We start from the raw sequence: 21,928 nt of genomic DNA, 5'->3' as shown, positions 1-21,928 counted from the left end.
CTCTCAGTCTTCGTCCAGTTTAAGTACGGTGAGGAAGGCCTTCTGTGGCACCTCCACCTTACCGATACGCTTCATCCGCTTCTTTCCCTCCTTCTGCTTCTCGAGGAGCTTACGCTTACGGCTCACGTCACCACCGTAGCACTTTGCGGTCACATCCTTGCGCAGCGCCTTGATCGTCTCTCGGGCAACCACCTTAGCACCGATGGCAGCCTGCACGGCGATATCGAATTGCTGCCTCGGGATCAGCGTCTTGAGTTTCTCACAGAACTTCCGTCCCATCGTCTGAGCATTGCCGCGGAAGGTCAGCATACTGAGGGCATCGACCGGCTCACCATTGAGGAGAATATCCACTCGCACGAGGTCTGAGGTGCGAAGGTCGGTGACGTGGTAGTCAAAGGAGGCATACCCACTGGAGACGCTCTTGAGCCGGTCGTAGAAGTCGATCACGATCTCCCCGAGCGGCATATCGAAGAGGAGCTCCATCCGATTGCCATAGAGGTAATTTTGCTTGATGAGGATCCCCCGCTTAGCGAGGCAGAGTTCGATGATCGGACCAATGTAGTCCATCGTCGTGATGATCGATGCGCGGATATAGGGCTCCTCGATGTGGTCGATCTCTGCGGGATCGGGGAGACCGGATGGATTGTGCACCTCCATCACATCTCCCTTACGGGTGTAGACCATATAGGAGACGTTGGGGACCGTAGTGATGACGGACATATTGTACTCGCGGTCAAGGCGCTCCTGGACGATCTCCATATGGAGCAGCCCGAGGAAACCGCATCGGAAGCCAAAGCCAAGGGCAGCGGAGCTTTCGGGCGAGAAGGTCAGCGAGGCATCGTTGAGCCTCAGCTTATCGAGTGAGGTCCTGAGGTTTTCATAGTCCTCCGGGGCGACCGGATATACACCGGCAAAGACCATCGGCTTCACCTCCTCAAACCCCTTGATCGGTGCCTGAGCAGGACTTTCCACAGAGGTGATGGTGTCGCCCACCTTCACCTCCCCTGAGTCCTTGATCCCCGAGATGATGTAGCCCACGTCTCCACACTTCACCTCCTCTTTCGGGACCATATCCAGCTCCAGAGTACCCACCTCATCGGCATCGTACTCGGTATCGGTCTGCATAAATTTCACCCGCTCACCGGAGTGGACCGATCCATTCACCACCTTATAGTAGGCAATGATCCCTCGGTAGGCATTGAATACGGAGTCAAAGATGAGCGCCTGCAGCGGAGCCTCCGGATCACCCACAGGAGCGGGGACCTTCTCCACGATGGTATCAAGGATCTCCTTTACACCCACTCCGGAGCGACCACTGGCGAGCAGGATATCCTCCCGGTCACAGCCCAGGAGATCTATCACCTCATCCCCGGCGAGGTCGACATTGGCACTATCGAGGTCAATCTTATTGAGCACCGGGATGATCGTCAGGTCGTGCTCGATCGCCATGTAGAGATTGGAGATCGTCTGCGCCTGTACCCCCTGTGAGGCATCGACCACAAGGAGCGCTCCCTCACAGGCCGCAATGGAGCGCGAGACCTCGTACGAGAAGTCGACGTGTCCGGGGGTGTCGATGAGATTGAGTATATACTCCTCACCCTGATACTCATACCGCATCTGTATCGCGTGGCTCTTGATCGTGATGCCACGCTCACGCTCCAGATCCATATTGTCCAGCACTTGATCCTCAGAGCGATTGGCGACCGTATTGGTGTAGTCCAGCAGACGGTCGGCAAGCGTACTCTTACCGTGATCGATGTGAGCAATGATGCAGAAGTTTCGTATATGTTTCATGTAAGGGTCTAATGTATATCAGCTACAAAGTTACCTAATTTCCGACTGGCCGCAGATCGACTGAGACAGGGCAATTGAGGAGAGTAAGGCGACAAACAAATCGTCACTCAAGAGTTTGGTTTTCATTAAAATGCTATCCGTCCCTTATATTACCGATATTAGTCTTGTCTATTACCGGCATTAGTGTTCACTATTATCGGTAATAGTTTTACCTAATACCGACATTAGTCTGAGGTCACCAATATGTGATTCGAATCCTCTTGTTCTGTGTGCGGAGAGTGGCGTACCCATTAGAAACAATTTAGCGAACTTTGTCTCTGAGTAAAAACCAATCCACAAACCAAGTAACGATGAGAAAGAGAATAACCGCTCTCCTGGCAGGACTGCTGTCCCTAACGACCGCATATGGTCAGTATCCCGTGGAGAGCTATCAGGAGCTACCCAATCCCACACCGACAGACCGGTCCCTCTGGCAGTCGCTTAGCGATCCCGTCATCGGCTGGGGAAGCATCGACATCCGTTACCCCAAGGAGCGACCGGCCGAGGGGCTGACTGCCGGGGAGCTTCAGCTCAGAGGATGGCGTGGCGAGCGTGTCTATGCCCAAGCGGTAGTGAGTAGCTCCTCTCCTCTCACCGCACTCACGTACGAGATCTCCGACCTGAGGAGCAACGACGGTGCACTCATCCCCTCACCTCAGGGCAAGTCGGGTACCGGCTTTGTCCGCTATGTGCTGACGGATGAGCTCAATAAGGACGGCCTCGGAGGCTGTGGTGAGCGACCGGATCATTCCCTTTTTGACTCCACCCTGGTAGCTGACGGGATCGACCACCTTGCTCGCTCACTGGATCTCACGCCCTGCACAACACGCCCTATCTGGTTCTCAATAGACATCCCGAGGGATGCAAGAGCGGGAAGCTATCGGGCAACGGTCACGGTACGTAATGGTGATCGGACGCTGGCGACCCTGCCCCTGTCGGTGGTGGTGGACGAAAGAGCACTGCCCGAGAAGAGTGACTTCTTCCTTGACCTGTGGCAAAATCCCTACGCTATCGCGAGATACTACGGGGTGACCCCTTGGTCTGAGGAGCACTTCAGCATCATGCGCCCCTATATGGAGATGTACCGGGACGCAGGGGGCAAGGCGATCACCGCCTCGATCATATACAAGCCCTGGAATGGTCAGACCCACGACCCCTTTGACTCCATGATCGACTGGAAGCTCGGGAGGGATGGCAAGTGGCACTTCGACTACACCCACTTCGACGAGTGGGTCAGCTTTATGATGGATCTCGGGATCGACAAGGCAATCACCTGCTTCTCCATGGTCCCGTGGGAGCTCTCCTTCCGCTATCTTGATGAGGCGAGCGGGGAGTACAGGTTCCTCAAGGCTGAGCCGGGAAGCGAGCCCTACACGGAGCTCTGGTCTGCCATGCTTCGCTCCTTTGCGCAGCACCTGCGGGCAAAGGGGTGGATCGACCGGACATACATAGCTATGGATGAGCGGTCTCCCGAGGTGATGGAGGAGTGCTTCCGCCTGATCAAAGAGGCGGACCCGGAGCTGAAAGTGCATATGGCCGGGGCGCTGCATGAGGAGCTGTCGGATCACCTCGATTACTACTGCGTGGGGCTGGCTGCCAAGTACTCGGAGGAGCTCAAGGCAAAGCGGCGTAGCGAGGGGAAGATCACCACATTCTATACCTGCTGTGCCGAGCCACGACCCAATACTTTTACCTTCAGCGCCGCTGCTGACGGAGAGTGGTATGGATGGTATGCGGCTCGCGCGAGGCTGGACGGCTACCTACGTTGGGCATACAATAGCTGGGTGGAGCAGCCCCTTCTCGACAGCCGATACAGCAACTGGGCTGCCGGTGACACCTACTTAGTCTACCCCGGTGTACGCTCTTCGATCCGCTTCGAGCGGCTGCGGAGGGGGATCCAGGCTTTTGACAAGATCAAAGCCCTGAGGAGTCAGTACGCGGGAGACCGACAGGCGCTCGCCAAGATCGATGAGGCGCTCTCGCTCTTCGATGAGGGTAAGCTCAGCCCCTCTTACACCTCCGACCGGATCATCAATAAGGCTCGAGAGATCATAGAGACACTCTGAGCCCCCCTTCTGAGCATAAAAAAACCTCCGAGCCGTACGGTTCGGAGGTTTTTACTTGTCAGTGATTAGAAATTGGCATTCTTAGGTGTGCGGGGGAAGGGGATGACGTCCCTAATATTGGACATCCCTGTGACGAAGAGCACCAAGCGCTCAAAGCCCAGCCCAAATCCACTGTGGGGGCAGGCGCCGAAGCGACGTGTATCAAGGTACCAATTCATCGCCTCCAGAGGGATGCCGACCTCCTCGCAGCGCTTGGTCAGCTTATCGAGGTCTGCCTCACGCTCAGATCCGCCCATGATCTCGCCGATGCGAGGGAAGAGCACATCCATACCGCGGACAGTCTTGCCATCCTCATTTTGCTTCATGTAGAAAGCCTTGATCTCCTTCGGGTAGTCGGTGACCATCACAGGCTTTTTGTAGTGCTTCTCTACGAGATAGCGCTCATGCTCGGCTGCTAAGTCGCAGCCCCAATAGACAGGGAACTCAAATTTTACCCCGTCCTTGATCGCCTGCTCCAGAACCTCCACACCTTCGGTGTAAGTGATGCGGGCAAAGCGCTGATTGTCGACAAACTGGAGTCGCTCGATGAGAGTGTCATCGTAGGTGTCGTTGAGGAACTGCACATCGTCTGCGCACTCTGTCAGAGCCCAGTGGATGAGGTACTTGACGAAGTCCTCCGCCAAGTCCATATTGTCGTTATTGTCGTAGAAGGCCATCTCCGGCTCGATCATCCAAAACTCTGCCAGGTGGCGAGGGGTATTCGAGTCCTCTGCGCGGAACGTCGGACCAAAGGTGTAGATCTCGCCCAGACCCATAGCAGCAAGCTCGCCCTCCAGCTGGCCGGAGACGGTGAGATTGGTCTCCTGACCGAAGAAGTCCTGGCTGTAGTCTACGGCACCCTCCTCGGTGCGGGGAGGATTGGCTACATCCAGAGTCGTCACCTGGAACATCTGCCCGGCTCCCTCAGCATCGGAGGCTGTGATCAGCGGAGTATGGAAGTAGACGAATCCCTTGTCGTGGAAGTACTTGTGGATCGCATAAGCCATATTGTGGCGGATACGGAAGACTGCACCAAAGGTATTGGTCCTCGGACGGAGGTGAGCCACCTCCCGAAGGAACTCAAAGGTGTGCTCCTTTTTCTGTAAGGGATACGTATCGGGGTCTGCCGTACCGTAGATCTCGATAGCATCAGCTTGTACCTCTACGGTCTGCCCCTTGCCCTGACTCTCTACCAGCTTGCCGTCTACAGAGAGACAGGCACCGGTGGTGATCTTCTTGAGCAGCTCCTCATCGATCTTGCTCTTATCTGCAACGATCTGGAGGTTGTACACTGAGGAGCCGTCATTCATCGAAATGAAGGCGACATACTTACTGCCTCTCTTCGTGCGGACCCATCCCTTGACATTGACCTCCTGACCGATGTACTTAGGTTCCTTGACGAGGTCGACTATCTTTACTCTTTTCATAAGATTTTCTTATCTGCTTACTCAAATGCTCCCATCTTGAGGTTATCCACCTCCTCCTGTGTCAGGTAGCGCCACTTGCCGCGACCGAGATTCTTCTTAGTCAGACCGGCGAAGTAGACCCGATCGAGCTTCACTACTCGGTAGCCCAGTGCCTCAAAGAGTCGGCGAACAATGCGGTTGCGACCTGAGTGGATCTCTATACCCACCTGAGTGTGATCGTCATCGGTGACGTAGCTGATCGCATCAGCATGCATCTCGCCGTCCTCGAGCTCGATCCCATCTGCCAGCTTCTGCATATCCTCGGGAGAGACCTCCTTATCGAGCCAGGCGTGGTATATCTTCTTTTTCTCAAAGGAAGGGTGGACCAGCTTTGCAGCTAGCTCTCCGTCGTTTGTGAGGAGGAGTACACCGGTCGTATTTCGGTCAAGACGACCCACCGGATAGATACGCTCCTTGGCAGCTGAGCGGACAAGATTGACTACTGTCATACGCTCCTGTGGATCATCTGACGTGGTGACACAGTTGCGTGGCTTATTGAGCAAGACATAGACCTTGCTCTCCGGCTTCACCTCCTGGCGATTGACTTCGACGCGGTCATTGATCGTCACCTTGGTACCAAGAGTGGTTACAGGAGAGCCATTAACCAGGACGGCACCGGCTGCAATGAGATCATCTGCTTCACGTCGGGAGCAGACACCGGAGTTGGCGATATACTTATTGAGTCGGATCGGCTCATCTGCACTTATCTCAGGCTGATCGTATGTAGGCTGTACAGGCTTTCTCCTTGGACCCTTAGACTGGCGAGAGGAGTTAGCACCCTTGGGAGACCGATTATTCTTGGACCCAAAGTTGCGTTTTGTATCACGGCGACCGCCACCGTCCTGATCATCAAACGATCTGCGAGATCTCTGAGCATAAGAGGGGCGATCATCTTGGTCGCGACGATAGGAACGTCCGACCGACTGGCGACGCTGGCTCTGATCGTTATCATAAGAGCGGTAACCAGACCTGCCTCTACCCGAGTGATCCTCCTCACGAGTATCTGAGGTGCGACGATAACGAGCACTCTCTCTGACGCCATCATCTGAGTCATTGTAGTGCCTGCGATTACTCTCAAATCTTTGCCTATATCTCGCCCTGTAGTCAGTGTCCGGTTCCTCCCGCCGATAGTCTGCAACGCTCGAGGAGCCACCATCACGCCGCTCATATCGGTCATAAGAGCGGGATGCACGGTATGAGTCAAAGTCGTCAGGGGAGTCATTCCTATCACTTCGGAAGTCCTGAGGTGCAGATGGAACCTCCTCAGGACGCATCTCTCTGATACGACGGCGACGCCTCATACCTGTCTGCTGATCGTCATCGGTAGAGTGATGTCTGCCGCGAAAATCTGAGCGTGTACGGTCAGCATAGCCCCTGCGCGAAGCAGGGTAACGCTCATCGAAGCGATCTGAAGGGTCTGTATCTTGCGCTGACCCTCTATCCATGTAGTCGTCTTTAATCATTCTAGACTTTTCTATCTCCCTCACGGGAGGGTGACGCAGCCTCACGGCTGCATGTACTGTAAATATCTAATATTTAACGGTGTAAAGGTACGAAGAATCGGTCACTTACTATACACACCGGTGTAGTTTCGAGGAGTAATCTTCTTCATCTCCTCCTTCACCTCCGGGTTCACATCGAGATGATCGATGAAGTCCTCCAGATGCTCTAGGGTAAGTTTTTCATTGGTGCGAGTCAGCTTCTTCAGCGCCTCATAGGGCTTTGGATAGCCTTCTCGACGGAGTATTGTCTGCAGCGCCTCCGCTACGACCGGTAGTGCATCGTCTAAGTCTGCAAGTATGGTCTCCTCGTGGAGGATCAGTTTATCGAGCCCCTTAAGAATGGAAGAGAAAGCGATCATCATATGAGCCACCGGCATACCGAGGTTACGCATCACGGTAGAGTCGGTGAGATCCCTCTGCAGACGGGAGATCGGGAGCTTGTGCGCCAGGTGCTCCAAGTAAGCCACCGCAAAGCCGAGGTTGCCCTCAGCATTCTCGAAGTCAATGGGATTGACCTTGTGTGGCATGGCTGAGGAGCCCACCTCGCCCTCCTTGATCTTCTGCTTGAAGTACTCCATCGAGACATACATCCAGATGTCCCGGCAGAAGTCTATCAGGATCGTCGAGATCCGCTTGAGACCATCCAGAAGCGCCGCAAGGTTGTCGTAATTAGAGATCTGGGTCGTATACTCCTCCAGCCCCATCCCGAGGTGGTGTGCAAAGTGATTGGCAAAGTTACGCCAGTCGATCTCGGGGTAAGCGACATGATGGGCATTCATATTACCCGTAGCGCCTCCAAACTTTATCGTCTGCGGGACAAGGTCGAGCAGCGCCAGCTGTCTCTCGAGACGATAGCTATAGACTCTCATCTCTTTACCGAGCGTGGTGGGCGAGGCAGGCTGACCATGGGTCCGTGCCAGCATGGGTATGTCTGCCCACTCCTCAGCACGCTGATTGATCTCATGCACCACCTTGTCCAGTCGAGGGCGCCACTGGTCGTGGAGCGCCTCCTTGAGAGCCAGCGGTTGTGCGCTATTATTGATATCCTGCGAGGTGAGGCCGAAGTGGACAAACTCGAGCACAGGGCCAAACTCATCATCGCTAATCTGCTCCTTGATGAAGTACTCGATGGCCTTGACATCATGGTTGGTCGTCCTCTCGATCTCCTTTACTCGCTCGGCGTCTTGGAGCGAGAAGTCTTCATAGAGAGCTCTCAGTCGACGACGATCCTCGTCATTACGTATCTTCTCCAGCTGAGGAAGGACATCGGAGAGACAGATAAGATACTCGACCTCAATCCGAATGCGATATCGGATCAGAGCTGCCTCGGAGAAGTAATCACTCAGTTCCTCTACTTTGTTGCGATAGCGACCATCTATGGGAGAGATGGCTGTCAGTGGATTCAGCGTCATATGATTGTTATTGGTTTAGTTGCCCAAATGTACCCATTCTTGCTCATTTTTCCATCACGATCCGTGTGCTAAGCCATCCGAGGAAGCACCATGGGCCTACCGGAGATGGGATGAGGCGTAATGCTCACCGGCATCCTATAGACCTCTCCGATATGCTCTTCTGTCAGCACCTCCTCAGGACTCCCTTGGGCGTAGACCTGCCCTTTCCTCATCAGGACGAGATAGTCACAGTACTCTGAGGCCATGGTGAGATCATGGAGGACGGCGATGATCGTCAGGGGACGCACCTTGTCCTGCGCAAGGGACCGGACAAGACTGAGCACACGCACAGTGTGAGTGATATCAAGGTGAGCCGTAGCCTCATCGAGTAGCAGCAGCCGAGGCTCTACGCAGAGCGCTTGTGCTATAGCTCCCATCTGCTGCTCACCGCCCGACAGCTCGGTCATATACCGATCAGCCAAGGACTCTAAGCCGACCAGGCGAATGGAACGCTCCACCACCTCCTGATCCGCCAAGCTCTCAAAGTAATAGAGTGGCGGATGATGTGGAAGACGTCCCATAGCCACATAATCCCTGAGCGTGATGGCGATCGGATCGATCATCTGAGACACAACAGAGATGGCACAGGCACGCTCCCGCCGGCTTAGTTGCTTAAGGTCCTTCTCGCCGAGAGAGATGGAGCCACTCATCGGGGAGAGATCTCCCATAACCGTCGAGAGGAGAGTAGACTTTCCCGAGCCATTGGGACCAATAATGCCAACCACAGTGCCCGGCTTCACCTCGAGACAAACGTCTCTTATCGTGAAGCCTCCGGCGTATCCCGAGGACAGGTGACTGATCGAGAGGAGACTCATAGCAGAGGCTTACGACTGCGAGGTCGTGTCAAAAGGACAATGAAGAGGAGACCTCCGACGATCCCGGTGATGACTCCGATGGGGAGTTCATTCGGAGCAATGATCGTCCGCGCAACCAGGTCGCAGAGAAGGAGGAAGAGTCCGCCGAGGAGGAAGGAGGCAGGGATCACAACCCTATAATCATTGCCAATAGTGATCCGAACCACATGAGGAATCACAAGTCCCACAAAGCCAATCACCCCAGCAACAGCGATCGAGCACCCAGTCGCCAAGGATGAGATGACAAAGAGCCATCGGACTGTCCGGCGAGTGTCCAGTCCTAAGTGCCCAGCCCCTCTCAGCCCCAGCCGCATGGCATTCATCGGTGTGGCAAAGAGGCAAGAGATCAGCAGGAGCAGAAGAGAGAGGACTGCCATGCCGATCACCATGCCATTGTCGGACTGTGTCAGCGAGCCCATCGACCAGAGGATGATCTTCTGGAGATCCTCAGGATGGGCTATAGCCTCTATAAAAAGGACTGCAGACGAGGTGACAAAGCTGATCATCACGCCGATCAAGAGCATCCGCTGCACCTCGACCGACCGGCGCCTCAGACTGAGCGAGTAGATCACCCCCATAACAGCCAGCGAACCGATAAATCCGCTCAACGGAAGCCAGATATACTGCAACGAAGAGACGCCAAAAACGATGCAGATCGCGACACCGAGGGAAGCCCCACCCGATAGGCCCATGGTATATGGCTCCACGAGCGGATTACGGAAGACTCCCTGCAGGAGGCACCCGGCCAAACTTAGGGATCCTCCCACAGAGAGGGCAAGGATCATACGCGGGAGCCTTATGTAGCGAAGCACACGGTACTCGATGGAGTCACCCCGCATTATGGTGGGCAGATCTCCAAGACGGATGGGCATCTCCCCCACAGTGAGGGAGAAGACTGCGGTGATGAGAGACAGGACCAGAAGTCCGAGGAGCAGAGCAGTCCACTTGGTCCACCTATTCATCCTCATCTACTCCTTTAGACCCAGGTCGTGAGCCATCTTCCTCAGAGCAAGGACATAGGTGATCGGCGTAGGCTGTGAGACCTCATTAGCCTCCAGCTCATAGAGATGATCGAGCCTAACCGCCTTGAGGTCGGGGAAGGACTGCCACCTCTTGATCATCGGCTGCCGATCCTCACCCATTCCTATAATAAAGATATAGTCAGGATCGCTCCGCAGCACATACTCCCTGCTGAGGGTCCCCTGACCAAGATCCTCACAGATATTGATACATCCGAGCCGGGTGATCATCTCGCCCATATAGTTTCCTCCCGTCACACCATATAGGGGGTCATCCCCGAGCTGCATCAGTATGGTTCGACCGGTTAGCCCCTGTGCACTCATGCGCTGTCTGAGGTCCTCAGCCACCACCTTGGACGCCTCGGCGAGCTTAGTCGCCTCAGCCACCTTACCGACCCTCTTACCCAGGTCGACAAATTGGTCACATATCTCATCCAGTGTAGTCCCGGATCGATAGGTGACCACCTCGAGTCCAAGCTTTCGCAGGGTCTCCAAGTCACTCTGTCGAGTCAGCGTGGTGGCGATGATCAGGTCAGGCTTTAGTGCCACGATGGCCTCGGGGCTTGTCTTGACTGCACTAGCTATCACCGTTACCCCCTTGCGTCCAGCCGCCATACAGTAACTGGTGCATCCGACGATCTCATCAGCCGCATCCAGGTAGTAGAGTGATCGTGTGAGGGAGGGAGCGAGGGAAACAATCCTCCTCGGAGTGGATGCCATCAGGGAGAAGCACCCTACGAAGAGGCAGACTAAGAGAGAGAGGATTCGTCTCATAGCTATGATTATCTAGGTTAGAAGCGGTAGAGTACGTAGGTACGCACATCGATCACCTGCTCGGAGGAGGTTCCAAAGAGCGAAGTCCTACTGTTGTCAAAGAGCTCCCCCAGATTATAGAGATAGCTTCCTCTCAGTCCGACCACGAGGTGACGCATATGGTACTCCGCTCCTACACCACCACCGACACCCCACCAGAAGTTATGATCCAGCTTATGTCCGTGATGCTCCCGATAGACACGACGCATGGTAGAGGGGTCAAAGTTCTCCTCGATCCGCTCATCCTCACGTTCGCCCAACTTGTACCCGAAGTGGGAGCCGGCATCGATGGTTATCTTGAAAGGGCTTCGGGCTCCACCGATCATGAAGTGCGTCATAATCGGCACATGCACGTAGGAGAGGTGGCGCCTATAGGTGTACTGCGGGTAGTCCTCAGGTGCCTCGACCCAGCCGCGTTTCCAGTAATTCAGCTCCACCAGCACCCCGGCATAGCTCTCCACGTCATACCTCAGTGCCACCCCACCGCTGTAGCCGAGGTAGGGCTTCTGATTGATGATGGGGCGAAAGGTGACCGTGGAGAAACTGACTCCACCGGTCGGTCCAATGAGCAGCTTTCCCCATTCCTCCGCTCCCATTCTCAGAGGAGACAGGCTCAGGAGGGTCAGCAGTAAGGTGAGAGCAAGCCTTTTCATCAGAAGCGCGACACACTATTATCCTTATTATACCGGACGAAGAAGACCCCCTGGTTACTCTTGACGCCCCTCGACATCGTACCGCTTGCGCTACCGCCAAAGTCCAGCAACGACTGCACGCCCTTGTAGGCGGAGTCAGACCCCTTATCTTTCCGCAGGAAATAGCTGCCAGTATCGTACCCAAGAGCCGAGTAACGGGGGAAGGTATTACCTGTACCGTGACCAAACCACTTCATATAGTCCGCAGAGAAGCGCTGGTAGGCACTGTCTCGTGGATAGATAAAAAATGTGGTAAAGAAGGTAGCCTCTGCGCGATACATCTGTCTCCCAAGCGAGGAGGCATAGGTCTGCCACTCAGGATAGCCAAAGGCAGTGACCACAGAGCTCTCCGTAAGGTCCTCCTGCGCACTGTCGATAGCACTCAGCACCTGACGAGCTGCCTGTAGGGACGAAGAGGACGGTACGACCACCATCCTCAGATGACCTAAGCTCTGTCGCGACACATCCTCGCCGCTCATAAAGTCTGACGAGGCGCACTCCGAGTAGGAACTCCCGGCAAGACGCAGCCTATTCTTGAGCGCCATAACGAAAGGACTCTCCTCCTCTCCCGGCATAGGATTGACAAAGAGCACATGGTACGAACCATAGGTCTGGATAAAGCGTTCCGCTGCCTGATCATAGAGCAGGGCAGCGGGGGTATTGATCTGATAGACACGCCCAGAGAGCGACGAAGCCACCTCCTTAGAGGAGAAGGGGATCACATAGGTGGCTTGCTTGTACCTGGCGAGCTCGCTCAGCTGACGGATCGTGGAGACCGAGACACCACCGATGATCAGGTCGACATCAGGAAGGTTGCTGATCGCCACCTTAGTGGACGGCATCTCTACATCGTCACAGCTATAGACATAGAGATTAATATCTCGCCCCTCCCGCTTCGCATCGAGCACGCTCATCAGGAATCCCTCGTAGTAGTCAGCAAAGCGCCTCTCCCTGTCGAGCCTGAAGGGGAGAGCCAGCACCACATCCAGGGTACCGGAGCCGGTGGAGGGACGAGTGGCGACAACGCTCCGAGCAGCGAGGTTATTGGGGATGCTGCCATCGGGGAGGAAGACAGACTCCCCTGCTCTCAGTCCCCGATCCAGCACCTGAGGATTGTACCGGTAGAAGTCCTCCTCGCTCCAGGCAGTACCCTTGACGAGAGAGTAAACGGTGGCACCACCGGAGACTGTCTCCAGTCGGATACCATTGAGGCTGTCCGCAGCAGCAGGCTCCACACGCTTGGCTTCGGGCGACGAGGAGACCCCCGAGGAGTAGCCGGGTAGCTTGATGATCATACCTGCCGCAATGTCATCGGGAGACTTGAGGAAGGAATTAAGAGCCATCAGCTCCTTGACCGTCGTGCCGGCTCGTCGCGCAATACTGTAGAGGGTATCCCCTTTCTTGACCGCATAAAACTCCTGATCCGAGGAAACACCTGAGCCGGCGCCGGCCGGCAGCACCAGACGCTCACCGACACGTATGCCCTGACGGGCAGAGGGATTGAGCCGGTAGAGGTCTGCCACGGTGACACCGTACTGCTTACCTATCCGATACAGGGTCTCTCCGGACTGGACCACATGGACACGGTTGTTTGTCTGAGCCTGCGCCGATCCACCGACGGAGAAGAATAGTGCCAGACACATCCACAGGATGATATGTCTCACTCGTTTTCCCCCATTATTCCGCTTCATCTTAGATACTATACTAATGAGATAGGTACACGGCGCACGAGCGCCACTCTTCGGTAATGGCACAAAGGTAATCAATTGCCCCCTTTCCGCCACAATTCTATTACTGGTATTAGTGACAACTATTACCGGTAATAGTAAATACTGATACCGGTAATAGCAATTCCTATTACCGATAATAGATCGAAGCGAGAAGACACAGGCGAATATTGGTACCTTTGTGTAGGGATCCACAGGAGTTCTTTTACTTCGATACCAATTCAACTTAATAGACAAACCATGGGACGTTCTTCACGACTGATCTTAGCTACTCTCGCCCTCATCCTGAGCCTTTCCACCCAGGCTCAGACGGTCACACGATGCGAGCCAACAGGTCCATCCACGATCACCATCACGATGGATAACGGGCAGACGAGAGTACTCGACTTCTACAGCGATCATATCGTCAGGATCTATCAGGACCCCAAGGGCAGACCCCTGCAGGAGCCTGTCTCGGAGCCTCCGGCAGTGATCTTAGCCAGTCGTCCGAGGAGCGCCACTCCATTTAGGATCTCCACGGCGACAGACCGGTCGGGTAATCCTGTGATCTACACCGATGCGATCTCCATAACCACCGAGCTGAGTACAGGTCTCATGAGTGTGACCGACCTTCGGAGTGGCAAGAGCGTTGTGAGGGAGATGAGAGCACCGGTATTTAAGGAAGCATCTAGCACAATCTTCCTCTCCATAAGAGAGAACGAATACTTCTATGGCGGCGGAGTGCAGAATGGTCGTTTCTCTCACCGAGGTCAGTCTATTGCTATCGAGAATACCAATAACTGGGTCGACGGAGGTGTTGCCTCCCCTACCCCATTCTACTGGAGTACAGCCGGCTATGGGATCCTTGCCTATACCTTCCGCCCCGGGCGATATGACTTTGGCGAAGAAACCAAGGATCAGGTCGTCCTGCAGCATAGTCAGGACTACCTGGACCTCTTCCTGATGGTGAGCGACACGCCGGACAAGCTCATCTCGGACTACTACACCCTGACTGGGAGACCCGCACTGATACCGAAGTTTGGCTACCTCGAGGGTCATCTCAATGCCTACAACCGCGACTACTGGCTCGAGACCACTGAGCCGGGTAAGGGGATCCTTATGGAGGATGGGAAGCGCTACGTGGAGAGTCAGAAGGACAATGGCGGCATCAAGGAGTCGCTCAATGGCGAGCGGGATAACTACCCCTTCTCCGCCCGCGCCGTGATCGACCGCTACGCCCAGCACGACATGCCGCTCGGTTGGGTGCTGCCCAATGACGGCTACGGAGCCGGCTACGGGCAGGAGGACTCACTGGACGGTAACATAGAGAATCTGAGACAGTATGGCGCTTATGCGCACAAGCATGGTGTAGAGATCGGTCTCTGGACTCAGAGCGACCTCCATCCGGTCGAGGGCATCGAGCCACTTCTGCAGCGTGACCTCAATAAAGAGGTTGGGACCGCAGGCGTGAGGGTACTCAAGACCGACGTGGCGTGGGTCGGTGCAGGATACTCTTTTGGTCTCAATGGGATCGCCGATGCCGCCGAGATCATGATCCGTGAGGGCGGAGGAGCTCGCCCATTCATCATAACCCTAGACGGATGGGCAGGCACTCAGCGCTACGGCTCGGTCTGGTCGGGTGATCAGACCGGTGGTGACTGGGAGTACATCCGCTTCCACATACCTACCTATATCGGCAGTGGCCTCTCCGGCATGCCCTTCATCAGCTCCGATATGGACGGGATCTTTGGCGGGGGTAACCTCCCGGTGAATGTCCGAGACTACCAGTGGAAGGCTTTTACCCCCATACAGCTCAATATGGACGGCTGGGGAACCAATCCCAAGTACCCCATGGCACTGGGAGAGCCGGCCACCTCGATCAACCGATCTTACCTGAAGCTCAAGTCTGCCCTGCTTCCGTACATGTACAGCTGTGCCTATGAGACGCTGGAGGGTACACCACTGATGCGTCCGATGTTTTACGAGGAAGCATCACCCTATACCCTTGGGAGTGCAACGAAATACCAGTTCCTCCTTGGACCGAGCCTCCTCATTGCACCTATATATAAGGAGACAGCTCCCGACAAGGAGGGGAATGACCTCCGCCACGGCATCTATCTGCCGATCGGTCTATGGTACGACCTCTTCACAGGGGAGCCCTATGAGGGCGGACGGGTGATCAATTGCTTTGATGCTCCTCTCTGGAAGCTCCCTGCCTTCGTCAAGGCCGGTGCAATATTTCCGTACGCTCATCCCTTCAATCAGATAAGTGAGATCCCCAAGGACTTCCGAGGCTACGCACTCTATGGAGGAGCAGACGGCTCTTTCGTAGAGTACGATGAGGATGGTCGCACAGTAGCCTATATGGAGGGAGCCTCTGTCCGCACGCCATTGTCACTTAAGATAAGTGGGGACCGACTTACGTTCGACATTGGTTGCACGGAAGGGAGCTATGACGGCTTCGAGCCCTACAAGGCGACTGAGATCAGACTGAATGCCTCACAGAAGCCCTCTGCCATATCCGTCTCTGTGAGTGGTCGACAGATCACTCTGCGGGAGGTGACCGATCGGAAGGATTACGAGGAAGCCAAGGGAGGGGTATTCCTCTACGAAGAGTCTCCGGAGCTCAATCGCTACAGCACAAAGGGATCCGAGGCTGCTCAGATCAGCATCAAGGGGAATCCGATCCTGCTGGTCAAGCTGGGTAAGGTTGACACCTCCTCTGAGCCGATCCGGATGACGGTCGATGGCTACGCACTCTCGCAGCCGAACCACCTATATCGCCATACCGGTCTGCTGCAGGCACCCACACCCTCTCCAAACGAGAGCGAGGTAGAGGCTTATGCCATTACCCCGCACTGGAGCGCAGTGGATGGAGCAGACTTCTACGAGATAGAGCTGGGTTCGATGCTTTACTCCACGATCCTTGGGGAGCACTTCACTCTCGAGGAGCTGGAGCCGGAGACAGAGTACACCCTGAGACTGAGGGCTGTCAATAGCGACGGCGCATCAGACTGGTCACTGCTGACACTCCGCACAGCCAAGGATCCGTATGAGAATGCGATCAAGAACATCGCCGCCACCACCTCCGTCCCTAATCAGTCCGGACAGTCTATCTCCAAGCTCTTCGACGGAGACAAGACCACTACCTGGCATACCGAGTGGGGCAAGGAGGCGACACCATTTGACCTTATCATAGACCTCCGAGGCGTTGCACGTCTCGACTCACTGGAGTACTCCCCGAGACCCGATGCCGGCAATGGCACACTTCTCGAGGGAACCATCGCCTACTCAGAGGACAGGAAGAGCTGGTCGGAGGAGCAGCCCTTCAGCTGGACCCGCGATGGGTCGATGAAGACCCTCACCTTCGCTGATAAGCCACAGGCTCGCTACCTCCGTCTCCACATCACAGAGGGGGTGGGCAAGTATGGATCTGGTCAGGAAATGTACATCTACAAGGTGCCGGGAAGTACCATGCAGCTACAGGGCGACATCAATCGCGATGGAAGGATCGACGAGAACGACTTCACTTCCTATATGAATTATGTGGGTCTGAGAGCCAAGGATGCCGACTTTGGGTACATCTCCATCGGGGATATCAATAAGAATGGTCTCATCGACGCCTACGATATATCCACAGTAGGGACAGTCCTCGACGGCGGCGTCTACCCGTCAAGCAAGGTGGTGAGCGGTCGACTGACACTCTCGACCAATAAGACCTCCTTTACCGAGGGGGAGGAGATCAAGATCCTCGTCTCCGGTAGTGAGCTGAAGCAGGTCAATGCGCTTAGCCTTGCCCTACCCTATGATGCGACGCTTGTCCGCTATGTCGGCATGCGACTCATCGGGATGAAGGATCTGGTCAATCTCTCCTACGACCGACTCCACAGCGATGGATCTAAGGAGTTCCTCCCCACCTTTGTCAATAGAGGGAATAACTTCCTCCTCGAGGATGGCGAACTCTTTGAGATCACTTTCCGCGCCCTTAAGGCTGGTAACTGGACACCAAAGGCAGTGGATGGACTGCTTGTGGATCGGAATCTCAATAGCATTGATGCGCTATCTGACTCGGAGTGACAGAGAAGATACTGCAATACTGCTGGAGCAATCGGCTCTTCGATGACCTCACCGTCCAAGGGCAGAGGGTCGACGTGGAGAGTGTCGGGGTGCAAAATAGCTCCGATGGTCCCGACTTCACGATGGCACGCATCCGTCTGGGTGACATCCTCTGGGTGGGAAGTGTGGAGCTGCACCTACGTGCCTCCGATTGGTACGCCCACGGTCACGACACAGACCCACGCTATACCGACCTCATACTCCACGTCGTGCTGGAGGATGACCGAGAGGTGCACGACCTGAGAGGTGAGACAGTGCCCTGCGGGGTGCTGCGGCTCAGTAAGGAGGCGGTAGAGCGAGTAACCGATCTGGAGGTGAGCCGGCGCTCCCTCAGATGCACACCGGAGATCACCGAGATAAGCATAGATGAGATCAGGAGCTGCTTCCGCCCGCTCATCCATGAGCGGATGCATAATAGAGTAGAGCGCATAGCGGCAGGACCGGTCAACGAGGGCGGAGTCAATGCCTTCCTCTTCCGATCCATCATGCGCTACCTCGGCTGCCACCGCAACAATGGCCCTATGGAGGAGACAGCCCGAAGTATCCCCTACAGAGCTCTCAAGCGTCACGCCTCTGATCCGATGGCGTTGGAGGCAATACTGTTAGGACAGGCAGGACTTCTCCAGACGACCGCTCCTCGAGACGAGTATGAGGCGCAGCTGGTCGAGGAGTATCTCTTCTACCGCTCCGCTTTTGATCTCACACCGATTGAGCAGGGGAAGTTTCGCAAGCTAAGACTGCGACCTGCCGCCTACCCGACCAGGATGCTCTCCGTAGCGGCTCAGATCTTTCACCACGAGGACGAACTGATGGGTGCCATCACCACGAGAGACTGGAAGAGGCTGGATCAGCTGCTGCGGGTAGAGCCATCCCCTTACTGGCAGACCCATCTCGACTTTGGGCAGGCGTCGAGCCGAAGGCTGAGGGCGATAGGTGACAGTCTGATCCAGATCCTGATGATCAATGCCGTCATCCCCACCGTCTATTACTATGCGGAGTGGAGCGGCTCGCATGCGGGCAAGGAGGCTGCACTGGACCGCCTGAGAAAGCTTCCTCCCGAGCGAAACAGCTATATCGACCTCTTCCGTCAGTATGGCATCACCGCCACCAACGCCCTCGACACTCAGTGCATGCTTGAGCTCTACACCAACCACTGTATCCCCTACCACTGTCTTAGTTGCCCGATGGCAGTCCGGCTATTCGAGCTGCTTCGCACTCTTCCGCAGAGCAACTGATCAGCACAGACTGAAATAGAAAAAGCGACCCCACCGCATCTGCAGTTGGGTCGCTTCGTCAGTTGTCCTATAAGGACTCGAACCTTAAATTCAAGAGCCAGAATCTTGCGTGTTGCCAATTACACCATAGGACATTGTGTCTCTCTTTGACGTTGCAAAGGTAAGACTATTTACCGACTTCGCCAATAGCTGCAAGCAAATATTTTCTGAATGCTTGCCCTTAGGCAGGGTTGACGCATCTGAGTGGTGCGAAGGACCATTCAGATCATTGTGCAGAACGTGTATAAAACACCCGTTAGAGCTTGACTTATCCGGAAGCTTTAGTGGTGCAAAAATACCACCTTCGTACGGAGCAATTGTCTCACAGAGTCTCTTTATGTCTCTTACCGCCTCTTTCTGTTGAAAAATAGGAATACTAATACTCTCCATCTGTTGAGACTTGAGTCTGCAAGTAAGACGACCCATGGACGATTGTTGTTTCTCCCCTAAGAGATCGGTAGGAGGAAGCATCAAGTGAGGGTTATCACTTCTATTGCTGCTATGCTCAAATGCGTCACCCATCGCCCTTAGGAGAAGGTGAAAGACAGAGTTAGCGAAAAGTGGTAAATTTGGCACACTAAATAGGGATCTCCATGTGGGATCCTATGAATTAGAATGGACTTATCCGCCTCAAGCACGGATACTTGATATACTCACAGTCATCGTCATGTCACAAGGCTTCAAAAAGTTTATCACCTGGCTCTGGATCATCTTCGCTGCCGGAGTCGTTGCTGTGATACTCCTCTTTTTCCTCATCTCCAAAGGGGTCATCGGCTATATGCCCCCGATCGAGGATCTGCAAAATCCGATCGACCGCTATGCCTCACAGGTGATCAGCCAGGATGGTCAGGTGCTGGGGACATTTGCCATGCAGGACAATAATCGCATCCATACGGACTACAACGACCTCGCTCCCTCGCTCGTTCACGCGCTGATCGCCACGGAGGACAAGCGATTTACCGACCACAGTGGCATCGATATGATGGGCGTGCTGCGAGCCTTCTTCCGCACCATCATCATGGGCGACAAGGACTCCGGCGGTGGTAGTACGATCACCCAGCAGCTCGCTAAGCAGCTCTACTCCCCTCATGCAGACAATATTATGGAGCGAGCACTGCAGAAGCCTATCGAGTGGGTCATAGCGGTGGAGCTGGAGCGACGCTACTCCAAGGAGGAGATCATCAGCCTGTATCTCAATCAATTTGACTTCCTCTATAATGCCATCGGGATCGAGCAGGCCTCCCTCACCTACTTCAGCAAGCTACCCAAGGATCTGGAGGTGGAGGAGTCGGCCCTCCTCGTGGCTATGGTCAAGAACCCCTCCTACTACAACCCCCGTCGCCATGAGGAGCGCGCTCGCAGCCGGCGCAACCTGGTAATGGACCGAATGGTAGACAAAGGCTTCCTCACCAAGGAGGAGGCTGCCAAGCATAAGGAGACACCGATCAAGCTGGTCTTCAATCGTCGCACCCACAATAACGGAGCTGCACCCTACTTCAGAGAGTACATCCGTAAGATCATGACAGCCAAGGAGCCCCATCGAAGCGATTATCCGGACTGGCAGAGGGATCAGTACAGCCGCGACTCCATCGCTTGGATCAATAATCCGCTCTATGGCTGGTGTGCTAAGAATAAGAAGGAGGACGGATCCAACTACGACATCTACACGGACGGGCTCAAGATCTACACCGGGATCAATACCCGAATGCAGGAGCACGCCGAGGCGGCTATGATCGAGCACCTGGCCTCCACTCTTCAGCCCGCCTTTGATCGAGAGAAATCGGGTCGCGCCAATGCGCCCTTCTCCAATAGCATCACGCCCCAGGAGCGAGACAAGATCATCGACAGGTCAATCCGTCAGAGTGGACGCTACTTCACTATGCGAGCAGCCGGGGTACCCGAGGAGGAGATCATCGCCTCCTTTGACAAGCCCACCGACATGCAGGTATTTGCTTACGAGCGGAGCGGAGACAGCTACATCACCACCCTTCGTGACACCGTGATGACCCCGAGGGACTCCATCATATATGCCAAGACCTTCATCCGATCCGGCTTCATGGCAATGGACAGCGAGACGGGCGAGGTACGCGCCTATGTCGGCGGACCGGACTTCCTCACCTTTAAGTACGACATGGTCACTCAAGGGCGCCGTCAGGTGGGGTCGACGATCAAGCCTTATCTCTACTCCATGGCGATGAACGAGGGCTTCACACCATGCGACCAATTGCTTCACGTACAGCCGGCACTCCGCAATCCTGACGGCTCCATCTGGACACCGAGAAACGCCGGCTCCTCCATGATCGGCGAGATGGTCTCTATCGGGTGGGGACTGAAGCACTCGGATAACTGGGTCACCGCCTGGCTTATGGGTCAGCTGTCAAGTGATGGTTACTCAAATAGCTTCGTCAATTACCTCCACAGTATGGGCGTCACCGGCACGATAGAGCCGACCCTCGCCCTCTGTCTCGGCTCTTGTGACATATCGGTAGAGGAGATGGTGGGAGCCTTCACCACTTTTAGCCAAAAAGGAATGCGGCAGGAGCCCCTCTACGTCACTAAGATTGTGGATAAGTATGGAAATGTGGTGGCTAACTTTACCTCCAAGGTCCACGAAGTACTCCCGGAGGATGCCGCCTACAAGACTCTCTACATGATGCGCGAAGTAATGAATGGTGGTACCGGCAGCAGGGTGCGCTTCCGTTACGGCATCGATGCCGATATGGGAGGAAAGACCGGCACGACACAGAATCATTCGGACGGATGGTTTATGTGCTTTACTCCTAAGCTCAGCACCGGCTGCTGGGTAGGCGGTGAGGACCGATCGATCCACTTCGATGGCATGCGCATGGGTCAGGGTGCGAGCCTGGCACTGCCGGTGGTGGCGAGGTTTTTCCAGAAGATCTACGGAGACAAGGAGCTACAGAAGGACACCTCCCTCGGCATTGATCCCGGGCTAAAATTCACCTTCCCCGAGGGCTTTGAGCCGTGTCGCCGAGACGATGCTGTCGGGGTGGCGTACGACAGAGAGGATGTCACGGAGCCACACAGTCAGCAAGCCCCAAAGGAGATCGACGACCTCTTCTCCTAATCGGTAGAG

General features: G+C 55.1%; 13 protein-coding genes and 1 tRNA gene. 4 read left to right on the top strand and 10 right to left on the bottom strand.

Going from position 1 to position 21,928, the window contains the following annotated elements; all coding sequences use genetic code 11:
- Window positions 1-3 precede the first annotated feature (3 nt).
- Complete coding sequence (lepA, locus tag B088_RS00150; RefSeq protein ID WP_018106377.1) at window positions 4-1,794, bottom strand: translation elongation factor 4; 1,791 nt, start codon at window positions 1,792-1,794, stop codon at window positions 4-6.
- A 350-nt stretch (window positions 1,795-2,144) separates the two neighbouring features.
- On the opposite strand from lepA, the gene B088_RS00145 reads away from it, so the two are divergent.
- Window positions 2,145-3,899 (top strand): DUF4091 domain-containing protein, encoded by a 1,755-nt coding sequence (locus B088_RS00145; protein ID WP_018106376.1) that lies wholly within the window; start codon window positions 2,145-2,147, stop codon window positions 3,897-3,899.
- Between the two features lie 65 nt (window positions 3,900-3,964).
- Here the strand turns inward: B088_RS00145 and asnS are convergent, their stop codons facing one another.
- The 8 genes from asnS to B088_RS00105 all read right to left on the bottom strand — a co-directional run bounded on the left by asnS (window position 3,965) and on the right by B088_RS00105 (window position 13,399).
- On the bottom strand, window positions 3,965-5,365 hold the full coding sequence (asnS, locus tag B088_RS00140; protein WP_018106375.1) for an asparagine--tRNA ligase: 1,401 nt from the start codon (window positions 5,363-5,365) through the stop codon (window positions 3,965-3,967).
- A 17-nt stretch (window positions 5,366-5,382) separates the two neighbouring features.
- The gene (locus B088_RS00135) at window positions 5,383-6,705 is read right to left on the bottom strand and encodes a pseudouridine synthase (protein ID WP_018106374.1); all 1,323 of its coding nucleotides are present in this window, start codon (window positions 6,703-6,705) and stop codon (window positions 5,383-5,385) included.
- Window positions 6,706-6,968: 263 nt separating this feature from the next.
- Window positions 6,969-8,318, bottom strand: a complete 1,350-nt coding sequence (gene purB, locus B088_RS00130) for an adenylosuccinate lyase (protein WP_018106372.1) — start codon at window positions 8,316-8,318, stop codon at window positions 6,969-6,971.
- Window positions 8,319-8,386: 68 nt separating this feature from the next.
- On the bottom strand, window positions 8,387-9,172 hold the full coding sequence (locus B088_RS00125) for an ABC transporter ATP-binding protein (protein WP_018106371.1): 786 nt from the start codon (window positions 9,170-9,172) through the stop codon (window positions 8,387-8,389).
- Complete coding sequence (locus B088_RS00120; RefSeq protein ID WP_245546709.1) at window positions 9,169-10,173, bottom strand: FecCD family ABC transporter permease; 1,005 nt, start codon at window positions 10,171-10,173, stop codon at window positions 9,169-9,171. The genes B088_RS00125 and B088_RS00120 overlap by 4 nt, the downstream gene beginning before the upstream one ends.
- 6 nt (window positions 10,174-10,179) lie before the next feature.
- Window positions 10,180-11,004 carry an ABC transporter substrate-binding protein gene (locus tag B088_RS00115; protein ID WP_018106369.1) on the bottom strand — a complete coding sequence of 275 codons (825 nt, stop codon included), beginning with the start codon at window positions 11,002-11,004 and terminating at the stop codon, window positions 10,180-10,182.
- Between the two features lie 17 nt (window positions 11,005-11,021).
- Complete coding sequence (locus tag B088_RS00110) at window positions 11,022-11,696, bottom strand: porin family protein (protein WP_018106368.1); 675 nt, start codon at window positions 11,694-11,696, stop codon at window positions 11,022-11,024.
- A complete protein-coding gene (locus tag B088_RS00105) occupies window positions 11,696-13,399 on the bottom strand; it encodes a LysM peptidoglycan-binding domain-containing protein (protein ID WP_162137986.1) in 1,704 nt (567 codons plus the stop codon). Before B088_RS00105 ends, B088_RS00110 begins: the two co-directional genes overlap by 1 nt.
- A gap of 303 nt (window positions 13,400-13,702) precedes the next feature.
- On the opposite strand from B088_RS00105, the gene B088_RS00100 reads away from it, so the two are divergent.
- Window positions 13,703-17,518 (top strand): TIM-barrel domain-containing protein, encoded by a 3,816-nt coding sequence (locus B088_RS00100; RefSeq protein WP_018106366.1) that lies wholly within the window; start codon window positions 13,703-13,705, stop codon window positions 17,516-17,518.
- The gene (locus tag B088_RS00095) at window positions 17,515-18,792 is read left to right on the top strand and encodes a DUF2851 family protein (RefSeq protein WP_018106365.1); all 1,278 of its coding nucleotides are present in this window, start codon (window positions 17,515-17,517) and stop codon (window positions 18,790-18,792) included. The genes B088_RS00100 and B088_RS00095 overlap by 4 nt, the downstream gene beginning before the upstream one ends.
- 62 nt (window positions 18,793-18,854) lie before the next feature.
- On the opposite strand, the gene B088_RS00090 is transcribed toward B088_RS00095, so the two are convergent.
- A tRNA-Gln gene (locus B088_RS00090) sits at window positions 18,855-18,926 on the bottom strand.
- 572 nt (window positions 18,927-19,498) lie between these two features.
- Here B088_RS00090 and B088_RS00085 point away from each other — a divergent pair.
- Entirely contained in the window at window positions 19,499-21,919 is a 2,421-nt protein-coding gene (locus tag B088_RS00085) for a transglycosylase domain-containing protein (RefSeq protein ID WP_018106364.1), read from the top strand.
- Window positions 21,920-21,928 lie beyond the last annotated feature (9 nt).

Source organism: Porphyromonas bennonis DSM 23058 = JCM 16335 (assembly GCF_000375645.1).
Classification (GTDB): Bacteria; Bacteroidota; Bacteroidia; order Bacteroidales; family Porphyromonadaceae; genus Porphyromonas_A; species Porphyromonas_A bennonis.
Note: the sequence above shows the minus strand (reverse complement) of the source record. Positions and strands in the feature narration are given on the sequence as shown.

Coding starts and splice junctions, on each gene's coding strand:
- lepA (WP_018106377.1), bottom strand. CDS start 1,794: ATGAAACATATACGAAACTTCTGCATCATTGCTCACATCGATCACGGT.
- B088_RS00145 (WP_018106376.1), top strand. CDS start 2,145: ATGAGAAAGAGAATAACCGCTCTCCTGGCAGGACTGCTGTCCCTAACG.
- asnS (WP_018106375.1), bottom strand. CDS start 5,365: ATGAAAAGAGTAAAGATAGTCGACCTCGTCAAGGAACCTAAGTACATC.
- B088_RS00135 (WP_018106374.1), bottom strand. CDS start 6,705: ATGAGGCGTCGCCGTCGTATCAGAGAGATGCGTCCTGAGGAGGTTCCA.
- purB (WP_018106372.1), bottom strand. CDS start 8,318: ATGACGCTGAATCCACTGACAGCCATCTCTCCCATAGATGGTCGCTAT.
- B088_RS00125 (WP_018106371.1), bottom strand. CDS start 9,172: ATGAGTCTCCTCTCGATCAGTCACCTGTCCTCGGGATACGCCGGAGGC.
- B088_RS00120 (WP_245546709.1), bottom strand. CDS start 10,173: ATGAATAGGTGGACCAAGTGGACTGCTCTGCTCCTCGGACTTCTGGTC.
- B088_RS00115 (WP_018106369.1), bottom strand. CDS start 11,004: ATGAGACGAATCCTCTCTCTCTTAGTCTGCCTCTTCGTAGGGTGCTTC.
- B088_RS00110 (WP_018106368.1), bottom strand. CDS start 11,696: ATGAAAAGGCTTGCTCTCACCTTACTGCTGACCCTCCTGAGCCTGTCT.
- B088_RS00100 (WP_018106366.1), top strand. CDS start 13,703: ATGGGACGTTCTTCACGACTGATCTTAGCTACTCTCGCCCTCATCCTG.
- B088_RS00085 (WP_018106364.1), top strand. CDS start 19,499: ATGTCACAAGGCTTCAAAAAGTTTATCACCTGGCTCTGGATCATCTTC.